The organism is Bradyrhizobium sp. McL0616 (assembly GCF_049993385.1).
In the GTDB taxonomy this organism is placed as follows: Bacteria; Pseudomonadota; Alphaproteobacteria; order Rhizobiales; family Xanthobacteraceae; genus Bradyrhizobium.
Genome location: NZ_CP188255.1, coordinates 7,319,197 through 7,343,660, shown reverse-complemented (window position 1 = coordinate 7,343,660; position 24,464 = coordinate 7,319,197). Strand labels below are relative to the sequence as shown.

General features: G+C 64.7%; 23 protein-coding genes. 13 read left to right on the top strand and 10 right to left on the bottom strand.

Annotated features, from left to right (window positions below):
* Positions 1 to 86: 86 nt before the first annotated feature.
* The 3 genes from ACPPVR_RS35235 to ACPPVR_RS35225 are packed head-to-tail and all read right to left on the bottom strand — an operon-like array spanning position 87 to position 3,307.
* The gene (locus tag ACPPVR_RS35235) at positions 87 to 1,283 is read right to left on the bottom strand and encodes an acyl-CoA dehydrogenase family protein (RefSeq protein ID WP_426611114.1); all 1,197 of its coding nucleotides are present in this window, start codon (positions 1,281 to 1,283) and stop codon (positions 87 to 89) included.
* Positions 1,284 to 1,298: 15 nt separating this feature from the next.
* On the bottom strand, positions 1,299 to 2,447 hold the full coding sequence (locus tag ACPPVR_RS35230) for an acyl-CoA dehydrogenase family protein (protein ID WP_426611113.1): 1,149 nt from the start codon (positions 2,445 to 2,447) through the stop codon (positions 1,299 to 1,301).
* A gap of 5 nt (positions 2,448 to 2,452) precedes the next feature.
* Positions 2,453 to 3,307 (bottom strand): enoyl-CoA hydratase, encoded by an 855-nt coding sequence (locus tag ACPPVR_RS35225; RefSeq protein WP_426611112.1) that lies wholly within the window; start codon positions 3,305 to 3,307, stop codon positions 2,453 to 2,455.
* Positions 3,308 to 3,491: 184 nt separating this feature from the next.
* Here ACPPVR_RS35225 and ACPPVR_RS35220 point away from each other — a divergent pair, with 184 nt between their 5' ends.
* The 3 genes from ACPPVR_RS35220 to ACPPVR_RS35210 are packed head-to-tail and all read left to right on the top strand — an operon-like array spanning position 3,492 to position 5,489.
* Positions 3,492 to 4,100 carry a LemA family protein gene (locus tag ACPPVR_RS35220; protein ID WP_426611111.1) on the top strand — a complete coding sequence of 203 codons (609 nt, stop codon included), beginning with the start codon at positions 3,492 to 3,494 and terminating at the stop codon, positions 4,098 to 4,100.
* A 15-nt stretch (positions 4,101 to 4,115) separates the two neighbouring features.
* Entirely contained in the window at positions 4,116 to 4,988 is an 873-nt protein-coding gene (locus tag ACPPVR_RS35215; protein WP_426611110.1) for a TPM domain-containing protein, read from the top strand.
* Positions 4,989 to 4,991: 3 nt separating this feature from the next.
* Positions 4,992 to 5,489 (top strand): TPM domain-containing protein, encoded by a 498-nt coding sequence (locus ACPPVR_RS35210; RefSeq protein WP_426611109.1) that lies wholly within the window; start codon positions 4,992 to 4,994, stop codon positions 5,487 to 5,489.
* Positions 5,490 to 5,628: 139 nt separating this feature from the next.
* Here ACPPVR_RS35210 and ACPPVR_RS35205 read toward each other — a convergent pair whose 3' ends face one another.
* Both ACPPVR_RS35205 and ACPPVR_RS35200 read right to left on the bottom strand, forming a co-directional pair.
* Positions 5,629 to 6,441: an MBL fold metallo-hydrolase gene (locus ACPPVR_RS35205; RefSeq protein ID WP_426611108.1), complete on the bottom strand. Its 813-nt coding sequence runs from the start codon at positions 6,439 to 6,441 to the stop codon at positions 5,629 to 5,631.
* Complete coding sequence (locus ACPPVR_RS35200; protein ID WP_426611107.1) at positions 6,438 to 6,809, bottom strand: Crp/Fnr family transcriptional regulator; 372 nt, start codon at positions 6,807 to 6,809, stop codon at positions 6,438 to 6,440. The genes ACPPVR_RS35205 and ACPPVR_RS35200 overlap by 4 nt, the downstream gene beginning before the upstream one ends.
* Positions 6,810 to 7,092: 283 nt before the next feature.
* Between ACPPVR_RS35200 and ACPPVR_RS35195 the strand changes: the two genes are divergently transcribed.
* The 3 genes from ACPPVR_RS35195 to ACPPVR_RS35185 all read left to right on the top strand — a co-directional run bounded on the left by ACPPVR_RS35195 (position 7,093) and on the right by ACPPVR_RS35185 (position 9,898).
* Positions 7,093 to 8,061, top strand: a complete 969-nt coding sequence (locus tag ACPPVR_RS35195) for a hypothetical protein (RefSeq protein WP_426611106.1) — start codon at positions 7,093 to 7,095, stop codon at positions 8,059 to 8,061.
* Positions 8,062 to 8,154: 93 nt separating this feature from the next.
* Positions 8,155 to 9,705, top strand: coding sequence for a hypothetical protein (locus tag ACPPVR_RS35190; RefSeq protein WP_426611105.1), 1,551 nt, complete (start codon positions 8,155 to 8,157; stop codon positions 9,703 to 9,705).
* Positions 9,706 to 9,733: 28 nt separating this feature from the next.
* On the top strand, positions 9,734 to 9,898 hold the full coding sequence (locus ACPPVR_RS35185) for a hypothetical protein (protein WP_426611104.1): 165 nt from the start codon (positions 9,734 to 9,736) through the stop codon (positions 9,896 to 9,898).
* Between the two features lie 9 nt (positions 9,899 to 9,907).
* Here the strand turns inward: ACPPVR_RS35185 and ACPPVR_RS35180 are convergent, their stop codons facing one another.
* From ACPPVR_RS35180 to trhA, 3 genes are read right to left on the bottom strand one after another with little or no spacing between them, the layout of a single operon-like run.
* Positions 9,908 to 10,555, bottom strand: coding sequence for a glutathione S-transferase family protein (locus ACPPVR_RS35180; protein WP_426611103.1), 648 nt, complete (start codon positions 10,553 to 10,555; stop codon positions 9,908 to 9,910).
* 31 nt (positions 10,556 to 10,586) lie between these two features.
* Entirely contained in the window at positions 10,587 to 11,381 is a 795-nt protein-coding gene (locus ACPPVR_RS35175) for an SDR family oxidoreductase (protein ID WP_426611102.1), read from the bottom strand.
* 50 nt (positions 11,382 to 11,431) lie between these two features.
* Positions 11,432 to 12,127, bottom strand: a complete 696-nt coding sequence (gene trhA, locus ACPPVR_RS35170; protein ID WP_426616244.1) for a PAQR family membrane homeostasis protein TrhA — start codon at positions 12,125 to 12,127, stop codon at positions 11,432 to 11,434.
* Between the two features lie 187 nt (positions 12,128 to 12,314).
* Here trhA and ACPPVR_RS35165 point away from each other — a divergent pair, with 187 nt between their 5' ends.
* Positions 12,315 to 13,784 carry a YcjX family protein gene (locus ACPPVR_RS35165; protein ID WP_426611101.1) on the top strand — a complete coding sequence of 490 codons (1,470 nt, stop codon included), beginning with the start codon at positions 12,315 to 12,317 and terminating at the stop codon, positions 13,782 to 13,784.
* Complete coding sequence (locus ACPPVR_RS35160) at positions 13,781 to 14,809, top strand: YcjF family protein (protein WP_426611100.1); 1,029 nt, start codon at positions 13,781 to 13,783, stop codon at positions 14,807 to 14,809. The genes ACPPVR_RS35165 and ACPPVR_RS35160 overlap by 4 nt, the downstream gene beginning before the upstream one ends.
* Here ACPPVR_RS35160 and ACPPVR_RS35155 read toward each other — a convergent pair.
* Entirely contained in the window at positions 14,718 to 16,364 is a 1,647-nt protein-coding gene (locus ACPPVR_RS35155) for a glycosyltransferase family 39 protein (protein WP_426616243.1), read from the bottom strand. The two genes, ACPPVR_RS35160 and ACPPVR_RS35155, sit on opposite strands and share 92 nt — an antisense overlap.
* Positions 16,365 to 16,733: 369 nt before the next feature.
* On the opposite strand from ACPPVR_RS35155, the gene ACPPVR_RS35150 reads away from it, so the two are divergent.
* The 4 genes from ACPPVR_RS35150 to ACPPVR_RS35135 all read left to right on the top strand — a co-directional run bounded on the left by ACPPVR_RS35150 (position 16,734) and on the right by ACPPVR_RS35135 (position 20,721).
* Positions 16,734 to 18,470 carry an adenylate/guanylate cyclase domain-containing protein gene (locus tag ACPPVR_RS35150; RefSeq protein WP_426611099.1) on the top strand — a complete coding sequence of 579 codons (1,737 nt, stop codon included), beginning with the start codon at positions 16,734 to 16,736 and terminating at the stop codon, positions 18,468 to 18,470.
* Between the two features lie 310 nt (positions 18,471 to 18,780).
* Positions 18,781 to 19,980, top strand: a complete 1,200-nt coding sequence (locus ACPPVR_RS35145; protein WP_426611098.1) for a molybdopterin-dependent oxidoreductase — start codon at positions 18,781 to 18,783, stop codon at positions 19,978 to 19,980.
* A gap of 11 nt (positions 19,981 to 19,991) precedes the next feature.
* Entirely contained in the window at positions 19,992 to 20,312 is a 321-nt protein-coding gene (locus ACPPVR_RS35140) for a cytochrome c (protein WP_426611097.1), read from the top strand.
* A gap of 208 nt (positions 20,313 to 20,520) precedes the next feature.
* Positions 20,521 to 20,721, top strand: a complete 201-nt coding sequence (locus ACPPVR_RS35135; RefSeq protein WP_247503692.1) for a cold-shock protein — start codon at positions 20,521 to 20,523, stop codon at positions 20,719 to 20,721.
* Positions 20,722 to 20,889: 168 nt separating this feature from the next.
* Here the strand turns inward: ACPPVR_RS35135 and ACPPVR_RS35130 are convergent, their stop codons facing one another.
* Positions 20,890 to 21,351 (bottom strand): Lrp/AsnC ligand binding domain-containing protein, encoded by a 462-nt coding sequence (locus ACPPVR_RS35130; protein WP_122401136.1) that lies wholly within the window; start codon positions 21,349 to 21,351, stop codon positions 20,890 to 20,892.
* Between the two features lie 113 nt (positions 21,352 to 21,464).
* Here ACPPVR_RS35130 and putA point away from each other — a divergent pair, with 113 nt between their 5' ends.
* Positions 21,465 to 24,464, top strand: a complete 3,000-nt coding sequence (putA, locus tag ACPPVR_RS35125) for a bifunctional proline dehydrogenase/L-glutamate gamma-semialdehyde dehydrogenase PutA (protein WP_426611096.1) — start codon at positions 21,465 to 21,467, stop codon at positions 24,462 to 24,464.

Genomic DNA, 24,464 nt, shown 5'->3' with positions numbered 1-24,464 from the left:
CTTGCGCCACAACTTCTCCCTGGGGTAATGGGTCCCGGCCTTCGCCGGGACGACACCGAGGTATGGTGCCGGTTCGCTTCGAAGCCTCAAATCCCCAGCATCATCTTCGCGATGATGTCGCGCTGGATCTCCGACGTACCGCCGAAGATGGTGTAGGCGCGGCCGTTGAGATATTCCGGCACCACCGTCAGCATCTCCTCCGGGATCGCCGGCTCGTGGTTGAGCTTGTAGAGCGGACGCATCGGCTCGACCGCAAGCGCGTCGTGGCCGATCACGTCGGCCCCGAGCCGCGTGACGGCCTGGCGGATTTCGCTGTTGCGCAGCTTCAGGATGGACGATACAGCGCCGGGATTTTGCCCGGTCTGGAGCGCGGAGAGCACGCGCAGCTCCGTCATCTCCAGCGCGTCGATATCGACCTCAACCTCGGAGATGCGGGTGGCGATATCGGGACTGTCGATCGCGCGGCCGGTGAGATCGGATTGAGCGAGATCAGAAATCGCCTTCAACCCCTCGCGCAGTTTTGCAGAGGCGATGCCGGAGCCGCGCTCGAACTCGAGCAGATATTTGCCGTAGGTCCAGCCTTTGCCTTCCTCGCCGACACGATTGGCCACGGGCACCCGTACATCGTCGAAGAACACCTGGTTGACCTCGTGGTCGCCGCCGATGGTGAGGATAGGGCGGGTCGTGATCCCCGGCGTCTTCATGTCGATCAGGACGAAGCTGATGCCGTCCTGCTGGCGCGGCCCGTCGCTGGTGCGCACCAGCGCGAACATGCGGTTGGCGTGGTGCGCGTGCGTGGTCCAGATCTTGGTGCCGTTGATGATGTAATCGTCACCGTCGCGCACCGCGCGCGTCTTCAGCGAGGACAGGTCGGAGCCGGAGCTCGGCTCGGAATAACCCTGGCACCAATAGTCTTCACCAGAGAGAATCCGCGGCAGGTAGAAGTTCTTTTGCTCGGGTGAGCCGAAGCCGATGATGACGGGCCCGACCATCTTCACGCCCATCACATTGACATTCGGCACGCCGGCGCGCGCGGATTCCGTCTCAAAGATCCAGCGCTGTGCCGGGGTCCAGTCCGGCCCGCCATGGTCGACCGGCCAGCCCGGCGCGCCCCAGCCCTGCTTGTTCAGCGCGCGCTGCCAGGCCATGCCGATATCGGGATCGGAGAACACCGACGGCGTCAGCGCGGTGGCGCGCTTCACCTCGTCGGTGAGATTTTTAGCGATGAAGCCGCGCACCTCGTCCTGGAAGGCGCGCTCCTCGGCATTGAACGACAGGTCCATGATGCGCTCCTCTTGTCAGGCAGGCACGGCGGTGCGGCCAAGCTCGGCATGGCGGCGATAGTGATGCGCGCTGCCGCCGAACAGCGTGTCGAAGGCGACCAGCCGCTTGAAATAGGCGCCGACCTCGAGCTCCTCGGTGACGCCCATGCCACCATGGAGCTGGATCGACTGCTCGCCGATGAAGCGCGCGCATTTGCCGATCTTCGCCTTCGCGCCTGAGGCAGCCCGTGCCCGCTCGACCGGCGGGCTATCCACCTTCAGCGCGGCGCGCAGTGCCATCGAGCGCGCCTCGTCGACCTGCATTGCCATGTCGGCGAGGCGGTGGCGGATCACCTGGTTGGCCGACAGCGGCCGGCCGAACTGTTTTCTGATCTTGGTGTATTCCAGCGTCGTGTCGACAAGCACCTGCATGATGCCGACAGCTTCGGCGCCGAGCGCCGCCATGGCGCGGTCGACGGCCCATTCGATCGCCGGCAGTGCGTCGTGGCCGTCGCCGAGCAGGGCGTCTTCAGGAAGCTGCACGTCGGACAGCTCGATGTTGCAGGCGCGGCCGCCGCCGAGGCGCTGGTAGTCAGAGATCGCAAGGCTCGGCGTGGTCGCCGGCACCAGAAACAGGCCGAGCCGCCCCGATGGTCCCTGATGATCATGAAGATGCGCGGAGACGATGATCTCGTCGGCAGCATGACCGTCGAGAACCGCGATCTTGCTGCCGGAGAGACGCCAGCCTTGTGCCGTCTTGTTGGCGATGGTTGCGACCTTGGAAAGATCGAACCGCGCGGCGCGCTCGGAATGGGCGAGGGCGAGTTTCAGCGTGCCGTCCGCGATCTTCGGCAACAGCGCCTGCTTCTGCGCCGTGCTGCCGCATCGATCGACCAGCCCAGCCCCGAGCACGACCGTCGCAACATAGGGCTCGGACACCAGCCCGCGGCCAAAGGCTTCCATCAGAATGCCGATCTCGACCGCGCCGCCGCCGAGCCCGCCAAACTCATCCGGGATCGGCAGTGCCAGCCAGCCGAGCTCGGCAAACTGCTTCCACACCGCCGGGCTGAAACCGCGCGGATCGCTTGCCATCTTCCTGCGGTGATCGGCATCGTAGCTTCCGGCCACGAAACGTTCGGCGCTTTCGCGGAGCAACCGTTGCTCGTCGCTGAGATTGAGATCCATCGTGTCTACTCCGCGGCCGCCGGCGGCTTGCGCACGGAGGGATGCAGCCCGGATGGATCGACCACCATGCCGAACTCCTGAAGATTATGCGCATGGCAAAGCTGATGCAGCGCAAAGGCCTGGTCGATCGCGGCCGGCTGCCCCATCACGTCGACCGAGCGGTTCACCGCCTCCTTGGTCAGCTTCAGCGCGAACGACGGCTTTGTTGCGATTCGGCGCGCCAGCTCCAGCACGCGCGATGACAACTCCGCGCGCGGCACGACCTGGTTGACCATGCCCAGCTGGTGCGCCTCCTGCGCGCTCCATGCGTCGGCGGTGAAGAGAAATTCCTTCGCCTTGCGCGGCCCGAGCTCCCAGGGATGCACGAACCATTCGACGCCGCAGACGCCCATCGTCACCACCGGGTCGCAGAACTGCGCATCGTCGCTGGCGACGATGAGGTCGCAGGCCCAGGCCAGCATCAAGCCGCCGGCAATACACTTGCCGTGCACCTCGGCGATCATGGGCTTGGCCAAATTGCGCCAGCGCCGCGTGATCTGGAGATAGATTTCCTGCTCGCGCGCAAAGCGGCCATGAGCATTGGCTTCCGCAAAGCCGCCCCAATTTCCGATCGGCGGAAAATCGACGCCCGCGGCGTTCTTGCCGCCAGGGCGCAGATCATGGCCAGAGGAGAAGTGCGGCCCGTTGCCGGCGAGGATGATCACCTTGATCGCATCGTCCTGCACCGCGGCATCGAAGGCGGCGTTGAGATCGTAGGTCATTTGCAGGTTCTGCGCGTTGCGCGCGTCGGGCCGGTTCATCACGACCCGTGTGATCGCCGGCTCCGGCCTCTCCACGAGGATGGTCTCGAACGAGGACATCGTGTTCCCCCTGGCGTTTCCCTGACGTTTTCGTCTTGTTATTCAGAGTTGACTATGTCGGCCAATGATAGGCAAGGGGCTTGCGTCAGTCGGCTGCTTTTCGCGCCTCGGCAGGGCGCAAGATCGCTGGCGTCTCGCGCACTCAGTCTGATAGTTTGCACCAGATTCCACCGGGAGAAATTTCATGCGCAAGATCCTGACTGTGCTGGCGGCGCTGGCCTCGCTCAGCCTGACCAATTGCGGCTACAACGCGATCCAGGGCCAGGACGAACAGATCAAGGCCAACTGGTCCGAGGTGGTGAACCAGTATCAGCGCCGCGCCGATCTCGTGCCTAATCTGGTCAACTCGGTGAAGGGATTCGCGCAGCAGGAGAAGGACGTGCTGCTCGGCGTCACCAATGCCCGCGCCAAGGTCGGCAGCGTCCAGGCGACGCCCGAGGTGCTCAACGATCCGGCCGCCCTCCAGAAATTCCAGGCCGCCCAGGGCGAGCTCTCCAGCGCGTTGTCGCGGCTTCTGGTCGTCACCGAAAATTATCCGCAACTCAAGTCCGATGCGCTGTTCAAGGACCTGATGTCCCAGCTCGAGGGCACCGAGAATCGGATCACGGTCGCGCGCAACCGCTACATCAAGGCGGTGCAGGACTATAACGTCACCATCCGCTCGTTCCCGAGCAACCTCACCGCGATGGTGTTCGGCTACAAGGAGAAGCCGAATTTCGCGGTCGAGAACGAGAAGGAAATCTCGACCGCGCCGAAGGTGGATTTCAATCCGGCGCCCGCGCCGTCGAAGTAAGTGCGTTTGGCCCCGATGCGCGCCGTCAAGGCCTTCCTGCTCGCGCTTGCGCTGACGTGGTCGTTCGCCGCGGCGGCCGACGTCGCCGTGCCGCAGCTCACGGGGCGCGTGGTCGACCAGACCGGAACGCTGTCGAGCAACGACGTCGCTGCGCTGTCGCAAAAGCTGCGTGACTACGAGACGCGGAAGGGTAGCCAGATCGCCGTCCTGATCGTCCCGACGACGGACCCGGAATCAATCGAGCAGTTCTCGATCCGCGTCGCCGACGCCTGGAAGATCGGTCGTAAGAAGGTCGACGACGGCGCGATCCTCGTCGTCGCCAAGAACGACCATCATTTGCGCATCGAGGTCGGCTACGGCCTCGAAGGCGCGCTCACCGATGTCACGTCACGGCGGATCATCGACGAGGTCATGACGCCGAAGTTCAGGGAGGGAGATTTTGCCGGCGGAATCTCCGCCGGCATCGATCGGATGATCAGCGTTGTCGATGGCGAGCCGCTGCCGGTTCCCTCACGCAGCGTGAATTTTGGCAATCTGGACGATATCGGGCCAATCCTGCCGGTCGCTCTGTTTGGCTCGCTCATCATCGGCGGGTTCCTGCGCACTCTGCTGGGACGGCTGCTGGGCTCGGTTGCGACCGGCGGCGTGGTCGGCATTTTGGCGTTGCTCTTTCTCGGATCGGCAGGGATTGCCTTGATCGCCGGGATCATCGGCTTTGTCCTCGCCTTCATCGCCGATCTGTTTCCGGCGTCGACGGGCTCATCGCGCGGCGGTGGGTGGTCGAGCGGTTCCTCGTCCGGTGGCTGGAGCAGCGGATCGTCATCCAGCGGCAGCTTCAGCGGCGGTGGCGGCAGCTTTGGTGGCGGCGGCGCCTCGGGGAGCTGGTAGATCATGAGCATCAAGCGCATCACCAGGCATCTCTTCCTGCATCATTGGCGGGCGAAGCAGGTGTTTCGGCAAGACGTGCTCGACCGCATCGAGCAGGCAATCAAGCAGGGCGAGGCGACGCATTCCGGCCAGGTCCGTTTCGTCGTGGAAGGCGCGCTCGACGGCGGCCCCCTGTTCCGCAACCAGCACGCACGCGAGCGCGCGCTCGATGTGTTCGCGCATTTGCGGATCTGGGACACCGCGCATAACAATGGCGTGCTGATCTATCTCCTGCTCGCCGACCGCGACGTCGAGATCATCGCCGACCGCGGCATCGACGCGAAGGTCGGCGCCGAAGGCTGGGAGCGGATCTGCCGTGCGATGGAGGCCGAGTTCAGGTCAGGCCAGTTCGAGCGCGGCGTGATCGACGGCATCGCGGCGGTGTCGCGGGAGCTGGCAAGGCATTTTCCGCCAGGCGGTCCGCATCCGAATGAGCTGCCGGATACGCCGGTGGTGATTTAACGTGCGGACGGAGCGGGCCCCGCCCACTCCGTCATTGCGAGGAGCCCTTGCGACGAAGCAATCCAGACTGTCACCGCGGAGAGATTCTGGATTGCTTCGCTGCGCTCGCATTGACGGGGTTGGCAGAGGCGCAAGCCCCTTAATCATCCAGCTTGTTCAAGTCCCGCACCGACTGCATGATCGGCTCGAAATTCGAGCGCGCGTCCAGCGCGTCGAACAGTTGCGCGGTGTCCTCCAGCAATCCGTGCGACCGCGCAATCGCGATGCGTACGTCCTCCTGCGGCGTGTCCGACAGCCGTCCGTGTCCTGACAGCAGGAGCTTCGTATTCAGTCCCTTGATGCGCTCCAGCGACTGGATGTAGTCGGAGATGCTGCCTGAGCCGAACACGCCGCCCATCACGCCGCCGGGCATCAAGGTGTCGGCGGCGAACAGCAAGCCCTTGTCCTGGTCGAACAGCGTGATGCAGGCCGAGGTATGGCCCGGCGTGTGCATCACGTGGAGGCGGAAATTGCCGAGGTCGATCAGATTGCCTTCCTCGAGCCAGATGTCGACATTGATCGGCACATTCGGCTCGTTGAACATCTTGCGCAGCATCGAGAAATCGTCGCGCAGCATGATCTTGTTGGCGGCGAGCCGATGGGCGGCAACAAAAGTGCGGCGCTCGTTGAAGTGCCAGGCCGCGCCGATATGGTCGAGATGCTCGTGGCTCAGCACCACCATGTCGATCCTCTCTGGCGGGCAGCCGGCGAAAGTCAGGCACTCGACCATCGCCGGATAGTTCGAGGATAACCCGACATCGATCAGGATGGTGCGCGCCGAGCCGCGCACGAGATAAGCGTTAGCGGCGCGGTTGGAGAAGCGGATCTGGTAGACGTCATCGGCGGCCTGGATCAGCGAGCAGACATCGTTCTTCATCAGGATCGGAAATGAAGTGGGCTTGCGATCGCTCATGATTGCGCTCCCCGGTACGTCACTGCGTTGGAGGCGCGAAGCCGCTTGGAGAGCGCGTCCATCACCATCAACGCGAACGCCGGCTGCTGGCTGACGAGATAGACGAATCGGGCGTGGTTGATCCGCATCACCTTCGTGTTCGGCGCCGAAGCAATCGCAGTCGCCGAGCGCGCCGAGCCGTCGATCACGGCCATCTCGCCGAAGAACTCGCCCTTGCCGAGCTTGATGATGCTGGTCTTGCTCGCACCGCTGACCTTGGCGATCTCGACCTCGCCGTCGAGCACGACGAACAGCTCGCGGCCGGTCGAGCCCTCCTCGAAGATGACGTCATCGACACCAAACGCGTTGATGCACTTCTCGATCGTCATGGCACTCCTCAAACGCCCTTCTGGCTGACGGGGCGGCTCATGTTAGCCGGGGAACAGTGACGGGCAAACAACCCCTTCGGCTAAGCCCCACGTCCTGCCGCAGAGCAGCATCGGCTGACAATTTGTTGCACGCCGCCACGCCGGTTCCACTTTCCCGGCCCAATTCGGCCTCGGACGAGTTCCTAAAATTTCGGTAAGCGGGTTCGAAGGTAAGGAATTCGCAAGCAATGAAAGTTACCAAAAAGTCAATCATGACTGGAGTATTTGAGCCGTGAGCGAACCCATGTCCGAACAGGCCGTCCAGGACACCAGCGCCCCTGAAGCCGCCGCTGCCGCGCCGCAGGACGTCGAGGCTGCCGCCGCGGTCGAGGCCCCCTCGATCGCGCCCGACCACGAGGCACCGCCCAAGCCGGACGCTCCCAAGGTCGAGCCGCCGCGGATTGAGGTGCCCAAGATCAGTGCGAAGCCTGAGGCCGAGGCCAAGCCCGAGCCGCAGCCCGGCAAGCTCACCGTCATGGCGCCCTCGGAGCGGTCCTGGGACCGCGAAGAGTTCGCCCCGCATGTGAAGGCGGACGAGATCCGTGAGAGCGGCGGCACGCGCCGCCTGTCGGCGATGGCCGCGGTCGTGGCAATCGCCGCCTGCGTCGGCGCCGTCAGCGGCGCGCTCGCGACCGCCGGTGTCATGCATTTTGCCGCCGGCCCGGCGCCGGCGCAAATCGCCGATACCAGCGCGCTGGATGCTTCGGTCTCCCGGATTGATGCCGACATTGTCGCGCTCAAGGCCAATGTTGAGCACGCCTCGAAGACCGGCGTCAGCCAGTCCAACCGGGCCAACGACCGCCTCGACAAGCTCGAGAAGGCGCAGGCCGAGCCGATGGCCAAGCTCGCAAAGCTGTCCGAGACCGTTGACAAGCTCCGTGTCACGCCGCCCGCCGTCCCCGCGCAGGCCGCAGCCGCCGTGCCCGCGAAGGAAACCACCGGCTCGATCGGGCCGACCCAGGTTGCGACCGCTGCCGCCACGCCGGCTCCCGTGCCTGCTGCGCCGAAGACCGAAATCGGCCGGCTGCCGACGGTCGATGGCTGGGTGTTGCGCGACGTCTCCAACGGTGGCGCGCTGATCGAAGGCCGGGGTGGTCTTTACGAAGTCTACGCCGGCGATCCCATCCCCGGAATCGGCCGCGTCGATGCGATCCGCCGCCAGGACGGCCGCTGGGTGGTCGTCACCAGCAAGGGCCTGATCGTGGCGCGTTAAGCGGTCGATATCCGACTTTTGAAGAGGCGCTTCACCACGATGTGAAGCGCCTTTTTGCTTGAATAGGCGTCCCCGCGCGGTGTTAGTGATGGCATGAGCCGCGCGTTGCGAATTCTCGTTGTTGCCGTCGCATTGTTGGGCGGCGCGGTTTCGTCATTGGCCGCAGAGACCGCGCCGCTTGTGCGCGGCACGGCGATCACCGATCCCGATGTGCTGCGCAAGCTGGATCAGAACGACGTGCTCACGATCTCGCGGTTGCTCTGGCCGGAGCGCAACGCGAATTTTCCGCTCACGACCGACCTGATGTTCTCGTGGCTGTCGCAGCTCAAGCCAATTCTCCCCGCAATCGACGCGGAGTTCGACCGCTACATCGCGCAGCACAATGCGGCATCGCCGAACGAAACCATCGGCGTCGGCGAAGGCTTTGACGTCCAGCTGTTCGATCGCGCTGTCCTGAAATCCCCCAACACGCGGTTCGTGCTGGCTGGCATCGTCAACCGCATGGACCGCGCCTATGTCTCGGAAGAAGCCTGCGGCGAGATCCGTTTGATCTATCGCCTGGCCCGCTTCGAGACCCAGCCGGACGGCAGCAAGTCGGCGACGCGCCTGCCGATGACGTTCAACCTGGTGATGAAGGCGCGAGATGCGCGCCAGACTGATCAGGGCGGCAAGCCTGTCACCTGCGCCGAGGTCGCGCGTCGCTGGCTCGGCAATGGCGATTGGCAGGGGCTTATCGGCAGCAGCTTCTTGCCTTACGATGCCATGATCGACCGCATCGAGACCAATATCCAGATCTCGATCGCGCCGAAATCGGCGCTGCATGATTTTCGCTCCGACTATCTGTTGAAGGTGTTCAAGTACGACGCCGCGACCAAGCAGTTCGAGGAATCGACGCTGGAGAACCAGATCGACCGCGACCGCATTCTCGCTGACGACGCGCTCCGACGCGACTTCAAGGCCTGGCTGCTCACGCCGGAGAATCTTCGCGAGTTCGATCGTGGCACGGCGCTGATCCCGGAGAAGTTTTTGGCCAAGGCTGCGATCGCGCCGACGCCGGCCGGCTTCGATGCATCGGACATGCAGCCGGAGTTCGGGATGATGCAAGGAGAAGGTAAAGGGGAAGGCAAAGGCGAGCCTCTTTTCACTGACAACGACGTGGTTGGCGCGCTGAAGCAGGCGTCCGCGCGCGGCATCGACATGCAGAACATCCGCTCGGTCGCGGGCTTCCAGCGTCGCCTCAACGACACCACTTGCTCCGGTTGCCACCAGACCCGCGGCATCGGCGGCTTCCATTTCCCGGGTGTGGACTGGCTTGCGGACAAGGCGTCGAATTCCAACATCGTGCCAGCCTCGCCGCATTTTGTCGGCGACCAGCCCCGCCGCCGCGACATCCTGACCGCATTTGCCGCGGGCAAACACCCTGATTTCTCACGCGGATTTGCCAGTCGGCCGCAGACCCGCGGTGCCCAGGAGCTGGCCGGGACCGAGTACCAGGACGGCTGGGGTGCGCATTGTTCCTTGCAATATGCGGGATCGGAAACGGCCGACAGGAGTTTTACGTCATGGACCTGTGCTAAAGGTTTGACCTGTCAGGCCGCCGCGGCCTCGCGCCGCATTGGCATGTGCTTTATCAAGACGCGTTAGCGCGGCGATAGCCGATTTTGGATGACCCATGACGGATACCAGCGACGCCGACAAGGAGCGCAATCGCGAGATCGCGCGGAATGAGGAAGCCAAACAGGCCAGCGGCAGCATCCGCGTCAGCACCTCGGCGGTCGCCGTGGTGGTCATCATCGGCGGAATTCTGTTCACGCTCGGTTGGTTGGCTCTGCGGTAGTCGAAGTCCTCACTTCGCGTAATTCGTCATCCGCTTGCCGGGCAAGAGTTCATATGCCGGCTTCCAGCCGGGCAGCGCGGCCATGCGGCCAAGCCAGGCATGGATGGCGGGATGGCTCGCCGCGAAATCAAAACCGTGTTCGTCGCTCGGATAATGCAGATAGGCCATCATCGAGATATCGGCGACCGTCGGCTTGGTGCCGATCGCGAAGGCGTTGTGCTGGAGATGTCCGTCAAGGATGCCGAGAAAATCCTCGAGCCGCCGTCGAAAGTGCTTCAGCACCTGCGGATCGGTCTTCTCGGTGAAGGCCCGCATGAAGCGGTAGGTCGCCATGTAGCCGGTGAGCTTGTGGTTGTCCCAGAACAGCCAGCGCAGCAGCTCGAATTTTTCATCCGCCGTCCCGGCGCCGAAACGCCCGTATTGATCTGCAAGCTTCAGCAAGAGCGGCGCGGTCTGCGTCATCTTCACGCCGTTGACCTCGAGCACGGGAATCTCGCCCATCTCGTTCACGGCCTTGCGCCACTCCGGCGTGCGCGTGACGCCGCCGCCAAAGTCGGTCCAGACCGGCTCGAACGTCTCGCCGCAGAGCGTGAGCATCAGCGCCAGCTTGTAGCTGTTGCCGGATTCGGGGAAGTAATGCAGGCGATAGCTGGGCATGGGACGACCATACCGAAATTGCAGCGACGCGCTACTTCCCGAACTCGTCCCGCATCTTGGCCTGGATCTTGGCCATGCCGCCGATCCAGCGGTCGTAATTCTCGGTCTTCTTGCGCATGTAGCCGAGCACTTGCGGGTGCGGCAGGATCAGAAACGTCTCCTGATCGAGGCCGGCGAGCACGTCTTTGGCGACCTGCTCCGGCGTGAGATCGCCGTCGCCGGATTGCGGGCCCTTCGGGATCGAGCGCAGCATGTTGGTGTCGACACCTTGCGGGCACAGGATCGAGACGCGGATGTTGTGCGCCTTGTGCGAGATCGCGAGGTTTTCGGCAAAGCCGACCGCGGCGTGCTTGGTGGTGGAATAAGCGGGGCTGCCGACCTGCGACAGCAAGCCAGCGGCCGAGATGGTGTTGAGGAAATAGCCGCCGCCGCGCGCCTTCATGCGGGGGATGAGATGCCGCGCCGCATAGACATGGGCCATGACGTGGATTGCCCAGCTGCGCTGCCACGGCTCGTCCGAAGCGCCGCCGGCATTGACCGACATCGGATCGAAGCCGCCGCCGATGCCGGCATTGGAGCAGAATAATTCGATCGGGCCGAACTGCCGCTCGGTCTCCTCGATGACATGGGTGATCTCTTTTTCCTGCGCGACGTCGCATCTGAAGGCCGCGCCATCAACCGTGGCAGCGACGGCCCTTGCGTTGGCGGCGTCCATGTCGGCAACCACGACCTTGGCGGCGCCCGCCTTGTGAAAGGCCTCGCACAGCGCCTTGCCGATGCCGTTGGCGCCGCCCGTGACGACCACGACCTTGCCGGTCACCTGCATGCGACGTCTCCTCTTGTCTTATTTTGTCTTTTACCGCTTCGCGGTTTTGCTCAGCTCAACACGAGGTCGAGCACCGCGGTATAATGGCACGCCGCGCCGGCCAAGACAAAGCCGTGCCAGATCGCATTCTGGAAGCGCAGCCGGCGCCAAGCATGGAAGATCACGCCAAGGCTGTAAAGCACGCCGCCCGCCAGCACGAAGCCGAGCGCCAGCGCAGGCAGCGCCTTGACCACGGAATCGTAGAGCATCATGCCGCTCCAGCCCATCGCGAGATAAATGCCGACCGCGACGCGGTCGAACCTGCCGGGATAGCGAAGCTTCAGCACGATGCCGAGGATCGCCACGCACCAGACGCAGACGAGCAGCGCCAGCGCGAACACGCTGTCCTTCAGTTCCAGGATGAACGGCGTGTAGGTCGCCGCGATCAGCAGATAGATCGCCGAATGGTCGAACCGCCGCAGCAGCCATTTGACCGGCGACACCGGCCAGAGATTATAGGTCGCCGACAACACCAGCATCGACAGCAGACCGGCGACATAAATCGAGACACCGACGATATCGATCGCGTCGGCATAGACCACCGCGAGCACCACCAGCACGGTCGCAGCGATGATACCGGACAACACACCGACGGCATGGATGATACCGTCAGCAATGATCTCGGCGCGGTCGTAGTTCCAACCGACCACGTCGGCCGCGGCGTGGACGGAGTTGGAGGCGAACTGTTTCAGCGTGAAGACAGGCATGGCGGTCCGGAAGCGTCTATAGGTGTCCAATATTGGTCTTTCGCAGTTAACGCGGCGTTCAAGGGCTGGTTCGCCCAAGAACGCGGTGGAAGTATGAAGCTTGAATTTCCTCAGGCAGTTGCCATTTTTGTGACTAGTCCGTTTTGCCTATTTGGCCCGCCCGCCCGCCCGAGACCCTCACGTTCATATGGCATTCAGTTTCCAGGATATGGTCGAGGAGGCGCGCCTGTCGGCCCGGGCGCTGATCGACTATGGCGAGCATTTCTTCAACCCCACCGTGCGGCTCGGCGTCACCGGCCTGTCGCGGGCCGGCAAGACGGTGTTCATCACCGCGCTGATCCATGGGCTGACGCGCGGCGGGCGGTTTCCGGTATTCGAGGCCTACGCCTCGGGCCGGATCGCGCGGGCGCAGCTGGCGCCCCAGCCCGACGACGCCGTGCCGCGCTTTTCCTATGAAAGCCATCTGCGCGCGCTGATCGAGGAGCGGCTCTGGCCGAACTCGACAGTCGACATCAGCGAGCTGCGGCTGGTCATCGATTACCAGCGCCAGAACGGCGCTGACCGCACGCTGACGCTCGACATCGTCGACTATCCCGGCGAATGGCTGCTCGATCTGCCGCTCCTGCAAAAGAGCTTTGAGCAATGGTCGGCGGAGAGCCTGGCGCTGTCGCGCGAGGCGCCGCGCGCGCATCTTGCCGCCGAGTGGCACAGCCATCTTGCAACGCTGAAGCCCGAGGCGCGCGAGGACGAGCAAGCGACGCTGACTGCGGCAAAGCTGTTCACCGGTTACCTCCGCGCTTGCCGCGACGAACGCTTTGCCATGAGCCTGCTCCCGCCCGGCCGCTTCCTGATGCCCGGCAATCTCGCAGGCTCGCCGGCGCTGACCTTTGCACCGCTCGACGTGCCCGTCGGCGGCCAGGCCCCGGAGGGATCGCTGTGGGCGATGATGGTCCGCCGCTACGAGGCCTACAAGGACGTCGTGGTGCGGCCGTTCTTCCGCGATCATTTTGCCCGGCTCGATCGCCAGATCGTGCTGGCGGACGCGCTCGCCGCATTCAACTCCGGACCCGACGCGCTGCACGATCTCGAAGCAGCGCTCGCCGGCATTCTGGATTGCTTCCGCATGGGACGCAGCACATTCCTCTCCAGCCTGTTTCGGCCGCGCATCGACCGCATCCTGTTTGCGGCAACCAAGGCGGACCATCTGCATCACTCCAGCCACGACCGGCTCGAGGCCGTGCTGCGCCGCGCGGTCTCGCGCGCCGTGGCGCGCGCGGAAGATACCGGCGCGCAGATCGACGTAGTGGCGCTCGCGGCCGTCCGCGCCACCCGCGAGGCGCAGGTCGCGCATGGCCGCGACAAATTGCCGTCACTCCTTGGAACGCCGGCGGCCGGCGAAAGCGCCGGCGGCGAGTTCTTCGACGGCAACACGGAGGTCGCGACCTTTCCCGGCGATCTGCCTTTGGATCCCGAGGCGCTGTTCAACGGCGCGGACGCTTTTCGTGGCCTCTCGACCCAAGCTGCCGAGAAGAGCGATTTCCGCTTCCTCCGCTTCCGTCCGCCCAAGCTCGAACGTGAGGGGACCGACGAGCCGACGTTGCCACACATCCGCCTCGACCGTGCCTTGCAGTTCCTGATCGGAGATAAGTTGTCATGAACGACCGATCCCAGCCGCGGCGGCCGGCCACGTTTCGGCTCGACGATCCCGGCGTCATTGTCACCGAAGCCGACGAGACAGGACGCATCAGTCGCGGCACCATCCAGATCACGCCCGAGCCCGATCCATCGACGCTGCCGGTACCGGTTGAGCCGGCGCTCCCGGCGCGACGCGGCTTTCCCTGGGGCGCGCTGTTCTGGTCCGGCGTCGCCGGGCTGACGCTGCTCGGCGTCGGGCTTGGCGTCGTCCGTCTGATCGAGGATCTGTTTGCGCGCAGCGAGGGTCTCGGCTTTGTCGGGCTTGCCCTCGCTTTCGTCACCACGCTTGCGCTCGCGGTGGTGATCGGACGCGAGGCGCTTGGCCTCGCGCGGCTGGCGACCATCGAGAAGCTGCATCAGCGCGCAGCCGCAGTGCTCGCGAGCGACGATCGCAAGGAGAGCCGCGCCATCGTGCAGGAACTCCTGACGATCGCGCATCAGAACCCGCAGCTCGCGCGCGCCCGCGCCGCGCTGGAGAGCCATGCCGGCGAGATCATCGACGGTGCCGACATGATCCGGCTCGCCGAGCGCGAACTGATGTCGCCGCTGGATACGGAAGCGCGGCGGCTGGTATCGTCGGCTGCGCAGCGGGTCTCGATCGTGACGGCAGTTTCGCCGCGCGCGGCGATCGACGTGATGTTCGTGTTCGTGGTCTCGCTCCGCCTGATCCGCCAGCTTGCGCGGCTCTATGGTGGCCGCCCCGGCGCGCTCGGCATGATCCGCCTGCTCCGCCACGTCATCGCCCATCTCGCCATCACCGGCGGCATGGCCGCAAGCGACAGCCTGGTGCAGCAGATGCTCGGGCATGGCATCGCGGCAAAGCTCTCGCAGCGCCTCGGCGAAGGCATGCTCAACGGATTGCTGACGGCGCGGCTGGGCCTCGCCGCAATCGACGTCACAAGGCCGCTGCCGTTTGCCGCCCTGCCACCGCCGAAGCTGTCCGATCTCGCGACGGATTTGTTGCGGAAGAAAGAGGACGAGGCATAGGGCGCTCGCTTACCCTCCCCTGGAGGGTCCCTCCAGGGGAGGGTAAGAGATGGCGCGCAAGTCTTGCACTGAATTCCCCCGCCAGCACGCGCCACTGGAACAGCGGCGAATCCTTTGGCGGCGACAGCTCAGGGGTCCAGCCGGTCAGTTTGTCCAACGCGTAGGTATCGATCACGACGCCGCGCCAGCGGCGCTCGACTTGCGCGAGCGCCTCGCGTTTGGCGGGGATCGAATCCCACACCGAGCCATGATTGTCGGGCTCGCGGCCGACATAGATTCCGGCGTGCCCCTTGATCCCATCCAGGCCGGGATCGCGAAAATCCTGGAAACGGCCGCGCTCGCTGATCTCGATGACGGGCACGCGCCCCCGGAACAGCCAGCGCATCATGGCATAGGTGCGGTAGTCCGTGGTCGCGATCCAGGTCGCGCCGGTCTCATCGAGCGCGGCTTGCGCGCGCGCGGCGACCTGCTCATAGCCGGCCTCGGCCCCGATCGGATCCCTCTTGCCGAGAAAATTCCAGGGCGCGGCGACGTAGTAAAGGAACACGATCACGACGAAGGTGATGCCCGAGATCACCGCCGTGTCGACCCAGAAGATGCTCGACCGGATCATTCGCGCCGACCAGCCTTCTCCCGCCAGCACCGCGAGGTTGACCGCCACGGCGGCGAAGCCGATCGGCCACATGAACATCGGCCAGGTGTCGCCGACCCGGAGCGTCAGCGATTTCACGAAGAAATAAAGGAACGGCACCAGCACCGCGGTCGAGAGCAAAATTGCGACCGGCTCGCGCGTGCGATAACCGCGCCACGCCGTCATCGCCAGCCCCGACAGCACCACCGGCAGCATGACGAAACCGACGAGGCCGAATTGTAGGCCGATATAATCGCCGATGGTACGCAGCGAGATGCCGTAATTGGCGGTGGCGCGCACGCCCTGGAAACGGAACGAGGCCCAATCGTGCTGCGCGTTCCAGATCAGGACCGGCGAGAACATGACGATCGCGATCAGAACGGCAAGATAAGGGTAGGGGCTGCGCAGCCAGCGCCAGCGCCAATCCGGCACCAGCAGAAACGCGGCAACCGCCGGCGCGAACATGATTGCGGTGAACTTTGACAGCAGCGACAGGCCCGCGAACAGCCCGGCCGCCAGCCACCAGCGTCCGTCGCCGCTCTGCGCGAGCCGCACCAGCGACCACATCATCGCCACCGCGAACGGGATCAAGGCGACGTCGGGCGCGACCTTGGCCATCAACAGACCGTAATAGAGCGCGGCCTCCGGCATCAGCACGGCGAGCACGACCGCACGGATGTCGTGGGTGAGACGGCGGACGATGTCGGCAAGCAGAAGCTGCGTCACCAGCATCGCGACGATGCCGCCGAAGCGGACGCCGAGCGTGGTGTCGCCGAAGATCGCGGTGCCGAAGCGAATGAACCAGGCGATCATCGGCGGATGATCGAGGAAGCTCAACGCCGCCTCCTTCGACCAGGTCCAGTAATAGGCTTCGTCGGTTCGCAGCTCGATCGACGAGGCGTAGACGATGCGCAGCAGCGTCATCGCGACGATGATGAGCGCAGCCACGACAAGCGGCCGGCGCGCGGCGCCGCTGAGCTTCACGGTGATGTCGGGAGCGATCGTCACGGCCGCGCTTTTCCCCGACTTGGGAGGGGGAGTCAATGTGGGGTGTTGCGTCATATTTCATGTCGTCCCGGACAAGCGAAGCGCAGATTCGGGACCCGTAGCCACAGGATCGAGTTTGGCGAAGACTCGTGGTTACCGGCTCGCGCCACAACCGCTCCCTGGGGTTATTCCCGGCCTTCGCAGGGACGACAGCGGCTTGCCGCGTATGTGATCAGAGCGACCATTCACAAGCGGAATTTAACTCTCCGCTGGCTGTTCTCCTTGATGAACTGGTACAACCGAATCATGGCCGCCACCGCCCTTTCACGCTTGTACGAACTTGCCCGCGCGACCAACGCGCGGCAGGTGCGGCTGGTCTGCGGCGTCATTCTGTTCGCCTATGTGGTCAGCCACTTTCTGAACCATGCGCTCGGCAACATCTCGGTCGATGCCATGCAGATCGGGGTCTACTACCACACGACGTTCTGGCAGTTCCTCCCCGTCGCGATCGTGTTCTATGGCGCCGCGCTGACCCATATGGGGCTCGGCGTGTACGCGCTGTATCAGCGCCGCCAGTTCCGCTGGCGGGCGATCGAGCCGCTGCAACTCGTGCTGGGGCTGAGCATCCCGGCGCTGGTCATGGCGCATGTGATTGGCGTGCGGCTCGGCCAGACGCTGTACGGCCACGAAAAATTGTATCCGCAGGAGCTCTATCTGTTCTTCGTCGTGTCACCCGGCCGGATCTGGACCATGACGACCCTGCTGATCATCGCCTGGGTGCACGGCTGCATCGGCATCTATTTCTGGCTCCGGCTGAAACCGTTCTTCACCCGCGCCGCGCCGTTCCTGCTGTCGGCGGCTGTGCTGATCCCGACGCTGGCGCTGCTCGGTATCTACCAGGGCGGCCGCAGCGTCGCCACCGACAGCGACGACGGGGAGTGGCGCCCCCGTAATTTCACGCAGCGCCAGGTCGGCACGGTCGCGGAAGCCGACACGCTCGACCGCATCACCGGCGGCCTCACCATCGGCTATATCGGCCTGCTCGGGCTGGTGCTGCTCGGGCGCGGCGTGCGCGGCTGGCGCGAGCGACGGGCCGGCATGATCGCGCTGTCCTACGGCAACGGCAAGACGGTGCGCGTGCCCAAGGGTCTGTCCGTGCTCGAAGCCAGCCTCCGCCATAACGTCCCGCATGCCAGCGTCTGCGGCGGCCGCGCCCGCTGCTCGACCTGCCGCATCCGCATCATCGGCGACCATGGCGCCCTGCCCGAGCCGTCGCAGCGCGAGGCCTTCGTGCTCGCCCGCGTCGGTACTGCCGATCCCTCGATCAGGCTTGCCTGCCAGTTGCGGCCAAGCTGCGACCTCTCCTTCTTCCAGCTCTTCATGCCGCACATGCTGACGGCGAACGCGCACGGCGCGTCGCCCGCTAGAATCGGCCAGGAGCGCTATCTCGTCAGCCTGTTCGTCGACATGCGCGGCTCGACGCAGCTTGCCGAGAAGCGGCTGCCGTTCGACACCGTCTTCATCGTCAATCGTTTCCTTGCCGCGGTGTCGCAGGCCGTGATCGAGAATGGCGGACAGCCCAACCAGTTCGTCGGCGACGGCATGCTGGCGCTATTCGGACTCACCGCCGATCCGCAGACCGCCTGCCGCCAGGCGCTGAAGGCGGTCGCGAGTATCGCCACCCATGTCGACGCGTTGAATGAGCTGCTGAGCCACGATCTGCGCCAGCCGATCCGCTTCGGCATCGGCGTCCATGGCGGCGAGGTCATCATCGGTGACATCGGCTATCGTGACCACATCGTCTTCACCGCGCTCGGCGATGCCGTCAATGTCGCAGCCCGCCTGCAGGACATGACGAAGACGCTCGCCTGCGAGGCGATCGTCTCCGAGGAGGTCCGCCGCACCGCCGGCCTGCGCGACGATGCCCTGCCGCAGCAGGAGGTCGCGATCCGCGGCCGCGACGAGCCGATGGTCGTGCGCGTCATCGCGGACACGAGAAAATTGTCCGCTCTCATCGCAGGTGACGAACGCGTCGCGGCGTGATTCTTCGCCTCGCCCCGCTTGCGGGGAGAGGTCGGAATGCGCGCGTAGCGCGGATTCCGGGTGAGGGGGACTCTTCGCGAGTCCATCTCTCACCTCCCTCGCGGAGACTCCCCCTCACCCCAACCCTCTCCCCGCAAGCGGGGCGAGGGAGCGCACCGTCGTCGCAGCGGCGTAACACCGGCTTGCTGCATCGCAGCGGCATAGACCTGCTGCGAAAGCACGAATTGACTTCATCTGAGTCGTTGCGGCAGATGAGCGCAGGATCGCGGTGATGACCGCTATTCAACGGAAAGCTCCGGGAGGAGACTAAATGTTTGATCGACGTGACCTGCTCAAAGGAGCGGGACTTGCCGCCATTGCGGCCACACTGAACCCAACCAAAGCGCTGGCACTCGACACCACCACCCTTCCCTTCGCCAATGGCGAACGGCCGCTGGTGAAATATCCGCAGAAGCGGCCGATGATCGGCCTGACCAGCCGGCCTCCGCAGCTCGAGACGCCGTTTGCGGTGTTCAACGACGGCCCGCTGACGCCAAATAACGCGTTCTTCGTCCGCTATCACCTCTCCGACCTGCCTTACAATCTCGATCCCGACAAGTTCACCCTCGAGGTCAAGGGCAAGGTCGACAAGCCGCTCAAACTGTCGCTGAAAGATATTCGGAAGATGAAGGCGACGGAGATCGTCGCCGTCAACCAATGCTCCGGCAACAGCCGCGGCCTCGTAGAGCCGCGCGTCGCCGGAGGCCAGCTCGCCAACGGCGCGATGGGCAATGCGCGCTGGCGCGGTGTGCCGCTGAAGACCGTGCTCGAGATGGCCGGCGTGCAGGCCGGCGCGAAGCAGGTCACCTTCGGCGGCATGGACGGCCCGGTCAGCGACAAGACGCCCGATTTCGTCAAGGCGCTCGACCTCGATCACGCCACCGACGGCGAGGTGATGCTGGCCTATGGCATGAACGGCGAGGATCTGCCGTTCCTCAACGGCTTCCCGCTGCGCCTGATCGTGCCCGGCTATTACGGCACCTACTGGGTCAAGCACCTCAACGAAATCACCGTCATCGACAACGTCTATGACGGCTTCTGGATGAAGTCGGCCTATCGCATTCCCGATACGCCGAACAATGCGATCGAGCCGGGCACCGCGCCGAAGGCGACCATCCCGATCAACCGCTTCACCATCCGCTCCTTCATCACCAGCGTTCCCGACGGCGCCAAGCTGAAGGCGGGCGGCACGACGCTCCGCGGCATCGCCTTCGACGGCGGCAAAGGCATCAAGGAGGTCGCGGTTTCCACCGACGGCGGCAAGACCTGGACGAACGCCAAGCTCGGCAAGGATCTTGGCAACTACTCCTTCCGCGAATGGAAGCTGCCGGTGAAACTCGCGGCAGGCGCCTACGAACTCAAGGTCCGCGCCACCAGCAATGCCGGCGAAACGCAGCCGGAGCAGCCGCGCTGGAATCCGGCGGGTTATTTGCGCAACGTCGTCGAAACCGTCCGCGTCAGCGTGGCCTGAGGAGATTTATCATGCAGCGCACCGTTCTCCTCGTCATCGCGTTTGCCGCCGGCCTTGCCTGGCTTGCGACAGGCCCTGCCACGATTGCGGCACCCGTCAACTACCAGCTTCCGGACGAGGTCGCCGCCTTCAGGGCCGGCCCCAATCTCGAGGTTGTGCAGGGCAATTGCAGCGCCTGCCACTCGGCCGATTACATCAACACGCAGCCGCCGATGAAAGACAAGAAAGGCTTCTGGCAGGCCGAGGTGACCAAGATGATCAAGGTCTATGGTGCACCGATCGACGATGCCGATGTCGGCAAGATCGTCGACTATCTGGCCGCGACTTATTGACGAAGGGTGCGACGTGCGCGGGCCGATTGACCGCGAAACGGGCAAAACCGGTAAAAACGCCGCGAAGTTGAGCGATTTTCCGCGCAATGCCGATGTGGTTTGATCTACCAAGCCTGCTACATTCCGCGTATCCTGTTAGGACCGAACCGGCCGGTTGGCGGGGACTGGCGGTTCGATATCTCGGAGGAAGACCCGCGGAGAAGACGTGATGCCCAAAGGTACGGTCAAGTGGTTCAACCCGACGAAGGGTTATGGATTTATCCAGCCTGCGTCGGGCGGCAAAGATGTGTTCGTGCATATCTCGGCAGTGCAGAAAGCCGGTCTGTCGTCCCTGAACGAAGGACAGACGGTGGAATACGAAGAGATCGCAAACCGGGGCAAGAGCTCCGCAGAGAACCTCAAAGTATAAGCCCGCCAGCTTTTGCTGCCTCCCGGATTGATCCGGGAGTGGGGCCAAGAAAATTTTGAAGACGGTCAGTGCATTCGACGACGGGCGTTGCGATTGCACAAGGATAGCTATTTTCCCACGAAGGCCGCGCGTTCAACGCCACGGCAATGACAATCGCGACAGCATATCTCAGCCCACCGGCAACGGTGCGTCGCGCTTGATCTCCTCCATCACCGCATAGGTGCGCGTCTCGCGCACGCCCGGCATCGACAGCAAGGTCTCGCCGAGGAAGCGTCGATAGGCGGTCATGTCGGCAAGCCGCGCCTTCACTAGATAGTCGAAGCCGCCGGCAACCATGTGACACTCCAGCACTTCAGGCGCGAGTTTTACCGCGCGTGCAAAACGCTCGAAATTGTCAGGCGTGGTTTTGTCGAGCAGCACCTCGACGAACACCAACAGGCCAAGGCCGAGCCGGTGCGGGTTGAGCCGCGCGCCGTAGCCCTCGACGAAGCCCTCGCGCTGCAAGCGCTTCAACCGCTCGCCGATCGAGGTCGGCGACAGTCCGATGCGTTCGGCGAGCTCGACATTGGCGATTCGTCCGTCCTCCTGCAAAATAGAGAGAATTCTGCGGTCGATTCGATCGAGTTCCATGATTTCACGGTTAAAATACCATCCAGCTTCATTTCCTAAGGCAAATCAGCTAATTTGTCTATCGAACTACGGTAGCACGGGCATTATCCTGGATTTCAGCCGCAGGACACGCCATGCCGAACATCCCGCCTTTCTTCACTGCTCCCTACGCGCCCGATGATGCCGAGATCGCCGCGCGCCTGTTGGCGGCAGCACATCTCAGCCCGCGGCAGGAAGCGCGGATCGACCGCACCGCGACGCGGCTGATCGAGGCGATCCGCAAGCGCGACGATCGGCTCGGTGGGGTCGAGGACATGCTGCGGGAGTTCGCGCTCTCGACCAAGGAAGGCCTCGCGTTGATGGTGCTCGCGGAAGCGCTGCTGCGCGTGCCGGACGCGCGCACCGCCGACCAGTTCATCGAGGACAAGCTCGGCGAGGGCGACTTCATCCATCACGAGACCAAGTCCACCGCCTTCCTGGTCAATGCCTCGGCCTGGGCGCTCGGCCTCTCCGCGCGGGTGATCCAGCCCGGCGAGACGCCGGACGGCACCATCGGCCGGCTGGTGAAGCGGCTGGGGGCGCCGGCGGTGCGCACCGCCACGCGCCAGGCGATGCGGCTGATGGGCAATCATTTCGTGCTGGGTGAGACCATCGAGCAGGCGCTGGAGCGGGGCCGGCCGCGCGCAGGCCAGAAGCCGCGCTACTCCTTCGACATGCTCGGCGAAGGCGCGCGCACAGCCGCCGACGCGAAGCGCTATTTCGACGCCTATGCCAGCGCCATCGAAACCATCGGCAAGGCGGCGGGCAGCCATCCCCTGCCCGAGCGGCCCGGCATCTCCGTCAAGCCCTCGGCGCTGCATCCGCGCTTCGAGGCGATCAGCCACGCGCGCGTCATGCGTGAGCTCGTTCCGCAACTGCTCGATCTGGCCCGCCGCGCCAAAGCTCATGATCTCAACTTCACCGTCGACGCCGAGGAGGCCGACCGGCTGGAGCTGTCGCTCGACGTAATCGCGGCAACGCTCGCCGATCCCTCGCTCGCCGGCTGGGATGGATTTGGGCTCGCGATCCAGGCCTATCAGAAGCGCGCGAGCGCGGTGATCGACTACGTCGATGAACTGGCGCGGGCGCATGACCGCAAGCTGATGGTCCGGCTGGTCAAGGGCGCCTATTGGGACACCGAGATCAAGCGCGCGCAGGAGCGCGGGCTCGACGGCTATCCCGTGTTCACGCGCAAGGCGATGACGGATCTGAACTACGTCGCCAGCGCCTCGAAGCTCTTGAGTCTGCGGCCACGCATCTTCCCGCAATTCGCCACCCACAACGCGCTCACGGTCGCGACCGTGCTGGAGCTCGCTGGCGAGAATGGTGGTTTCGAATTCCAGCGCCTGCATGGCATGGGCGAAGCGCTCTACGAGCAGCTTGCCAAGGACCACCTCGACATCGCCTACCGCACCTACGCACCGGTCGGCAGCCACCGCGACCTGCTCGCTTATCTGGTGCGGCGGCTGCTCGAGAACGGCGCTAACTCCTCCTTCGTGGCGCAGGCGGCCGATTATCGCGTGCCGGTCCCGGCACTGCTGAAGCGTCCGGCCGATCTCATCGTGCGGCCTGATCATGCGCACCACACCAAAATTCCGCTGCCGGGCGACCTGTTCGCGCCGGAGCGGCGCAATTCAAGCGGGATCGAGTTCGGCGAGCGCGCCGCGCTCGGCCGGCTGCTCGCCGACGTCAAGGCTGCGACGGTCGACCTCAAGCCGGTCACTGATGCAACGCCGGACCAAGCCAACGCAGCGATCGCCGCGGCACGCGCGGGCTTTGCGGCCTGGAGCCGGATGCCGGCAGCGGCGCGGGCCGCGCCGCTGGAGCAAGCCGCGTATCTGTTGGAGAGCCGCGGCGCCCATTTCATCGCGCTGTTGCAGCGCGAGGGCGGCAAGACGCTCGACGACGCGCTATCCGAGCTGCGCGAAGCCGCCGATTTCTGCCGCTACTACGCCGCGCAGGGCCGCAAGCAATTCGGCGGCGACACAGCGATGCCGGGCCCGACCGGCGAGAGCAACGCGCTCACCATGCGTGGCCGCGGCGTCTTCGTCGCGATCTCGCCGTGGAATTTTCCGCTGGCGATTTTCCTTGGCCAAGTTACAGCGGCGCTGATGGCCGGCAATAGCGTCGTTGCAAAGCCCGCCGAACAGACACCGCGCATCGCGCGCGAGGCCGTCGCCCTGCTGCACGAAGCCGGCATTCCCGCGAGCGCGCTGCGCCTCGTCACCGGTGACGGCCGTATCGGCGCGGTGCTGACAGCACATCCTGACATTGCCGGCGTCGTGTTCACCGGCTCGACCGAGGTTGCGCGCCTGATCAATCGCACGCTCGCCGCCAAGGACGGGCCGATCGTGCCGCTGATCGCGGAGACCGGCGGCATCAATGCCATGATTGCGGACGCCACCGCACTCCCCGAGCAAGTGGCCGACGACGTCGTGACATCGGCGTTCCGTTCCGCCGGCCAGCGCTGCTCGGCGCTGCGGCTGCTATTCGTGCAAGAGGACGTCGCCGACCGCATGATCGAGATGATCGCCGGCGCGGCGCGGGAATTGAGGATCGGCGACGCGAGCGATATCGCGACCCATATCGGCCCGGTGATGGACGTCGAGGCCAAGCAGCGCCTCGATACGCATATCGCGCGAATGAAGGCGGAGGCGCGGCTGCACTTTGCGGGCTCAGCGCCGGAGGGCTGCTTCGTCGCGCCCCACATCTTCGAGCTCAGGGATGCCGGCGAGCTTACCGAGGAGGTGTTTGGTCCGATCCTGCATGTCGTGCGCTATCGCGCCGAGACGCTCGAACGCGTCCTGCAAGCGATCGAACGCACAGGTTATGGGCTGACGCTCGGCGTCCATTCCCGCATCGACGACACGGTCGAGGCGATCATCGACCGGGTCCAGGTCGGCAACATCTACGTCAACCGCAACATGATCGGCGCCGTGGTCGGCGTGCAGCCTTTCGGCGGCAACGGCCTGTCCGGAACCGGCCCGAAGGCCGGCGGGCCGCACTATCTCGCGCGCTTTGCGACCGAGCAGACCGTGACGATCAACACCGCGGCGGCCGGCGGCAACGCCGCGCTGCTCGCAGGCGAGGAATAG

What these genes read in the sequence shown, in the direction of transcription:
- ACPPVR_RS35165 (WP_426611101.1), top strand. Translation starts at nt 12,315, where the DNA reads ATGGCATTCAGTTTCCAGGATATGGTCGAGGAGGCGCGCCTGTCGGCC.
- ACPPVR_RS35205 (WP_426611108.1), bottom strand. Translation starts at nt 6,441, where the DNA reads ATGAGCGATCGCAAGCCCACTTCATTTCCGATCCTGATGAAGAACGAT.
- ACPPVR_RS35195 (WP_426611106.1), top strand. Translation starts at nt 7,093, where the DNA reads ATGTCCGAACAGGCCGTCCAGGACACCAGCGCCCCTGAAGCCGCCGCT.
- ACPPVR_RS35200 (WP_426611107.1), bottom strand. Translation starts at nt 6,809, where the DNA reads ATGACGATCGAGAAGTGCATCAACGCGTTTGGTGTCGATGACGTCATC.
- ACPPVR_RS35155 (WP_426616243.1), bottom strand. Translation starts at nt 16,364, where the DNA reads ATGACGCTGCTGCGCATCGTCTACGCCTCGTCGATCGAGCTGCGAACC.
- ACPPVR_RS35140 (WP_426611097.1), top strand. Translation starts at nt 19,992, where the DNA reads ATGCAGCGCACCGTTCTCCTCGTCATCGCGTTTGCCGCCGGCCTTGCC.
- ACPPVR_RS35230 (WP_426611113.1), bottom strand. Translation starts at nt 2,447, where the DNA reads ATGGATCTCAATCTCAGCGACGAGCAACGGTTGCTCCGCGAAAGCGCC.
- ACPPVR_RS35145 (WP_426611098.1), top strand. Translation starts at nt 18,781, where the DNA reads ATGTTTGATCGACGTGACCTGCTCAAAGGAGCGGGACTTGCCGCCATT.
- putA (WP_426611096.1), top strand. Translation starts at nt 21,465, where the DNA reads ATGCCGAACATCCCGCCTTTCTTCACTGCTCCCTACGCGCCCGATGAT.
- ACPPVR_RS35235 (WP_426611114.1), bottom strand. Translation starts at nt 1,283, where the DNA reads ATGGACCTGTCGTTCAATGCCGAGGAGCGCGCCTTCCAGGACGAGGTG.
- ACPPVR_RS35190 (WP_426611105.1), top strand. Translation starts at nt 8,155, where the DNA reads ATGAGCCGCGCGTTGCGAATTCTCGTTGTTGCCGTCGCATTGTTGGGC.
- ACPPVR_RS35210 (WP_426611109.1), top strand. Translation starts at nt 4,992, where the DNA reads ATGAGCATCAAGCGCATCACCAGGCATCTCTTCCTGCATCATTGGCGG.
- ACPPVR_RS35130 (WP_122401136.1), bottom strand. Translation starts at nt 21,351, where the DNA reads ATGGAACTCGATCGAATCGACCGCAGAATTCTCTCTATTTTGCAGGAG.
- ACPPVR_RS35135 (WP_247503692.1), top strand. Translation starts at nt 20,521, where the DNA reads ATGCCCAAAGGTACGGTCAAGTGGTTCAACCCGACGAAGGGTTATGGA.
- ACPPVR_RS35225 (WP_426611112.1), bottom strand. Translation starts at nt 3,307, where the DNA reads ATGTCCTCGTTCGAGACCATCCTCGTGGAGAGGCCGGAGCCGGCGATC.
- ACPPVR_RS35215 (WP_426611110.1), top strand. Translation starts at nt 4,116, where the DNA reads ATGCGCGCCGTCAAGGCCTTCCTGCTCGCGCTTGCGCTGACGTGGTCG.
- ACPPVR_RS35180 (WP_426611103.1), bottom strand. Translation starts at nt 10,555, where the DNA reads ATGCCCAGCTATCGCCTGCATTACTTCCCCGAATCCGGCAACAGCTAC.
- ACPPVR_RS35185 (WP_426611104.1), top strand. Translation starts at nt 9,734, where the DNA reads ATGACGGATACCAGCGACGCCGACAAGGAGCGCAATCGCGAGATCGCG.
- ACPPVR_RS35175 (WP_426611102.1), bottom strand. Translation starts at nt 11,381, where the DNA reads ATGCAGGTGACCGGCAAGGTCGTGGTCGTCACGGGCGGCGCCAACGGC.
- ACPPVR_RS35150 (WP_426611099.1), top strand. Translation starts at nt 16,734, where the DNA reads ATGGCCGCCACCGCCCTTTCACGCTTGTACGAACTTGCCCGCGCGACC.
- ACPPVR_RS35160 (WP_426611100.1), top strand. Translation starts at nt 13,781, where the DNA reads ATGAACGACCGATCCCAGCCGCGGCGGCCGGCCACGTTTCGGCTCGAC.
- ACPPVR_RS35220 (WP_426611111.1), top strand. Translation starts at nt 3,492, where the DNA reads ATGCGCAAGATCCTGACTGTGCTGGCGGCGCTGGCCTCGCTCAGCCTG.
- trhA (WP_426616244.1), bottom strand. Translation starts at nt 12,127, where the DNA reads ATGCCTGTCTTCACGCTGAAACAGTTCGCCTCCAACTCCGTCCACGCC.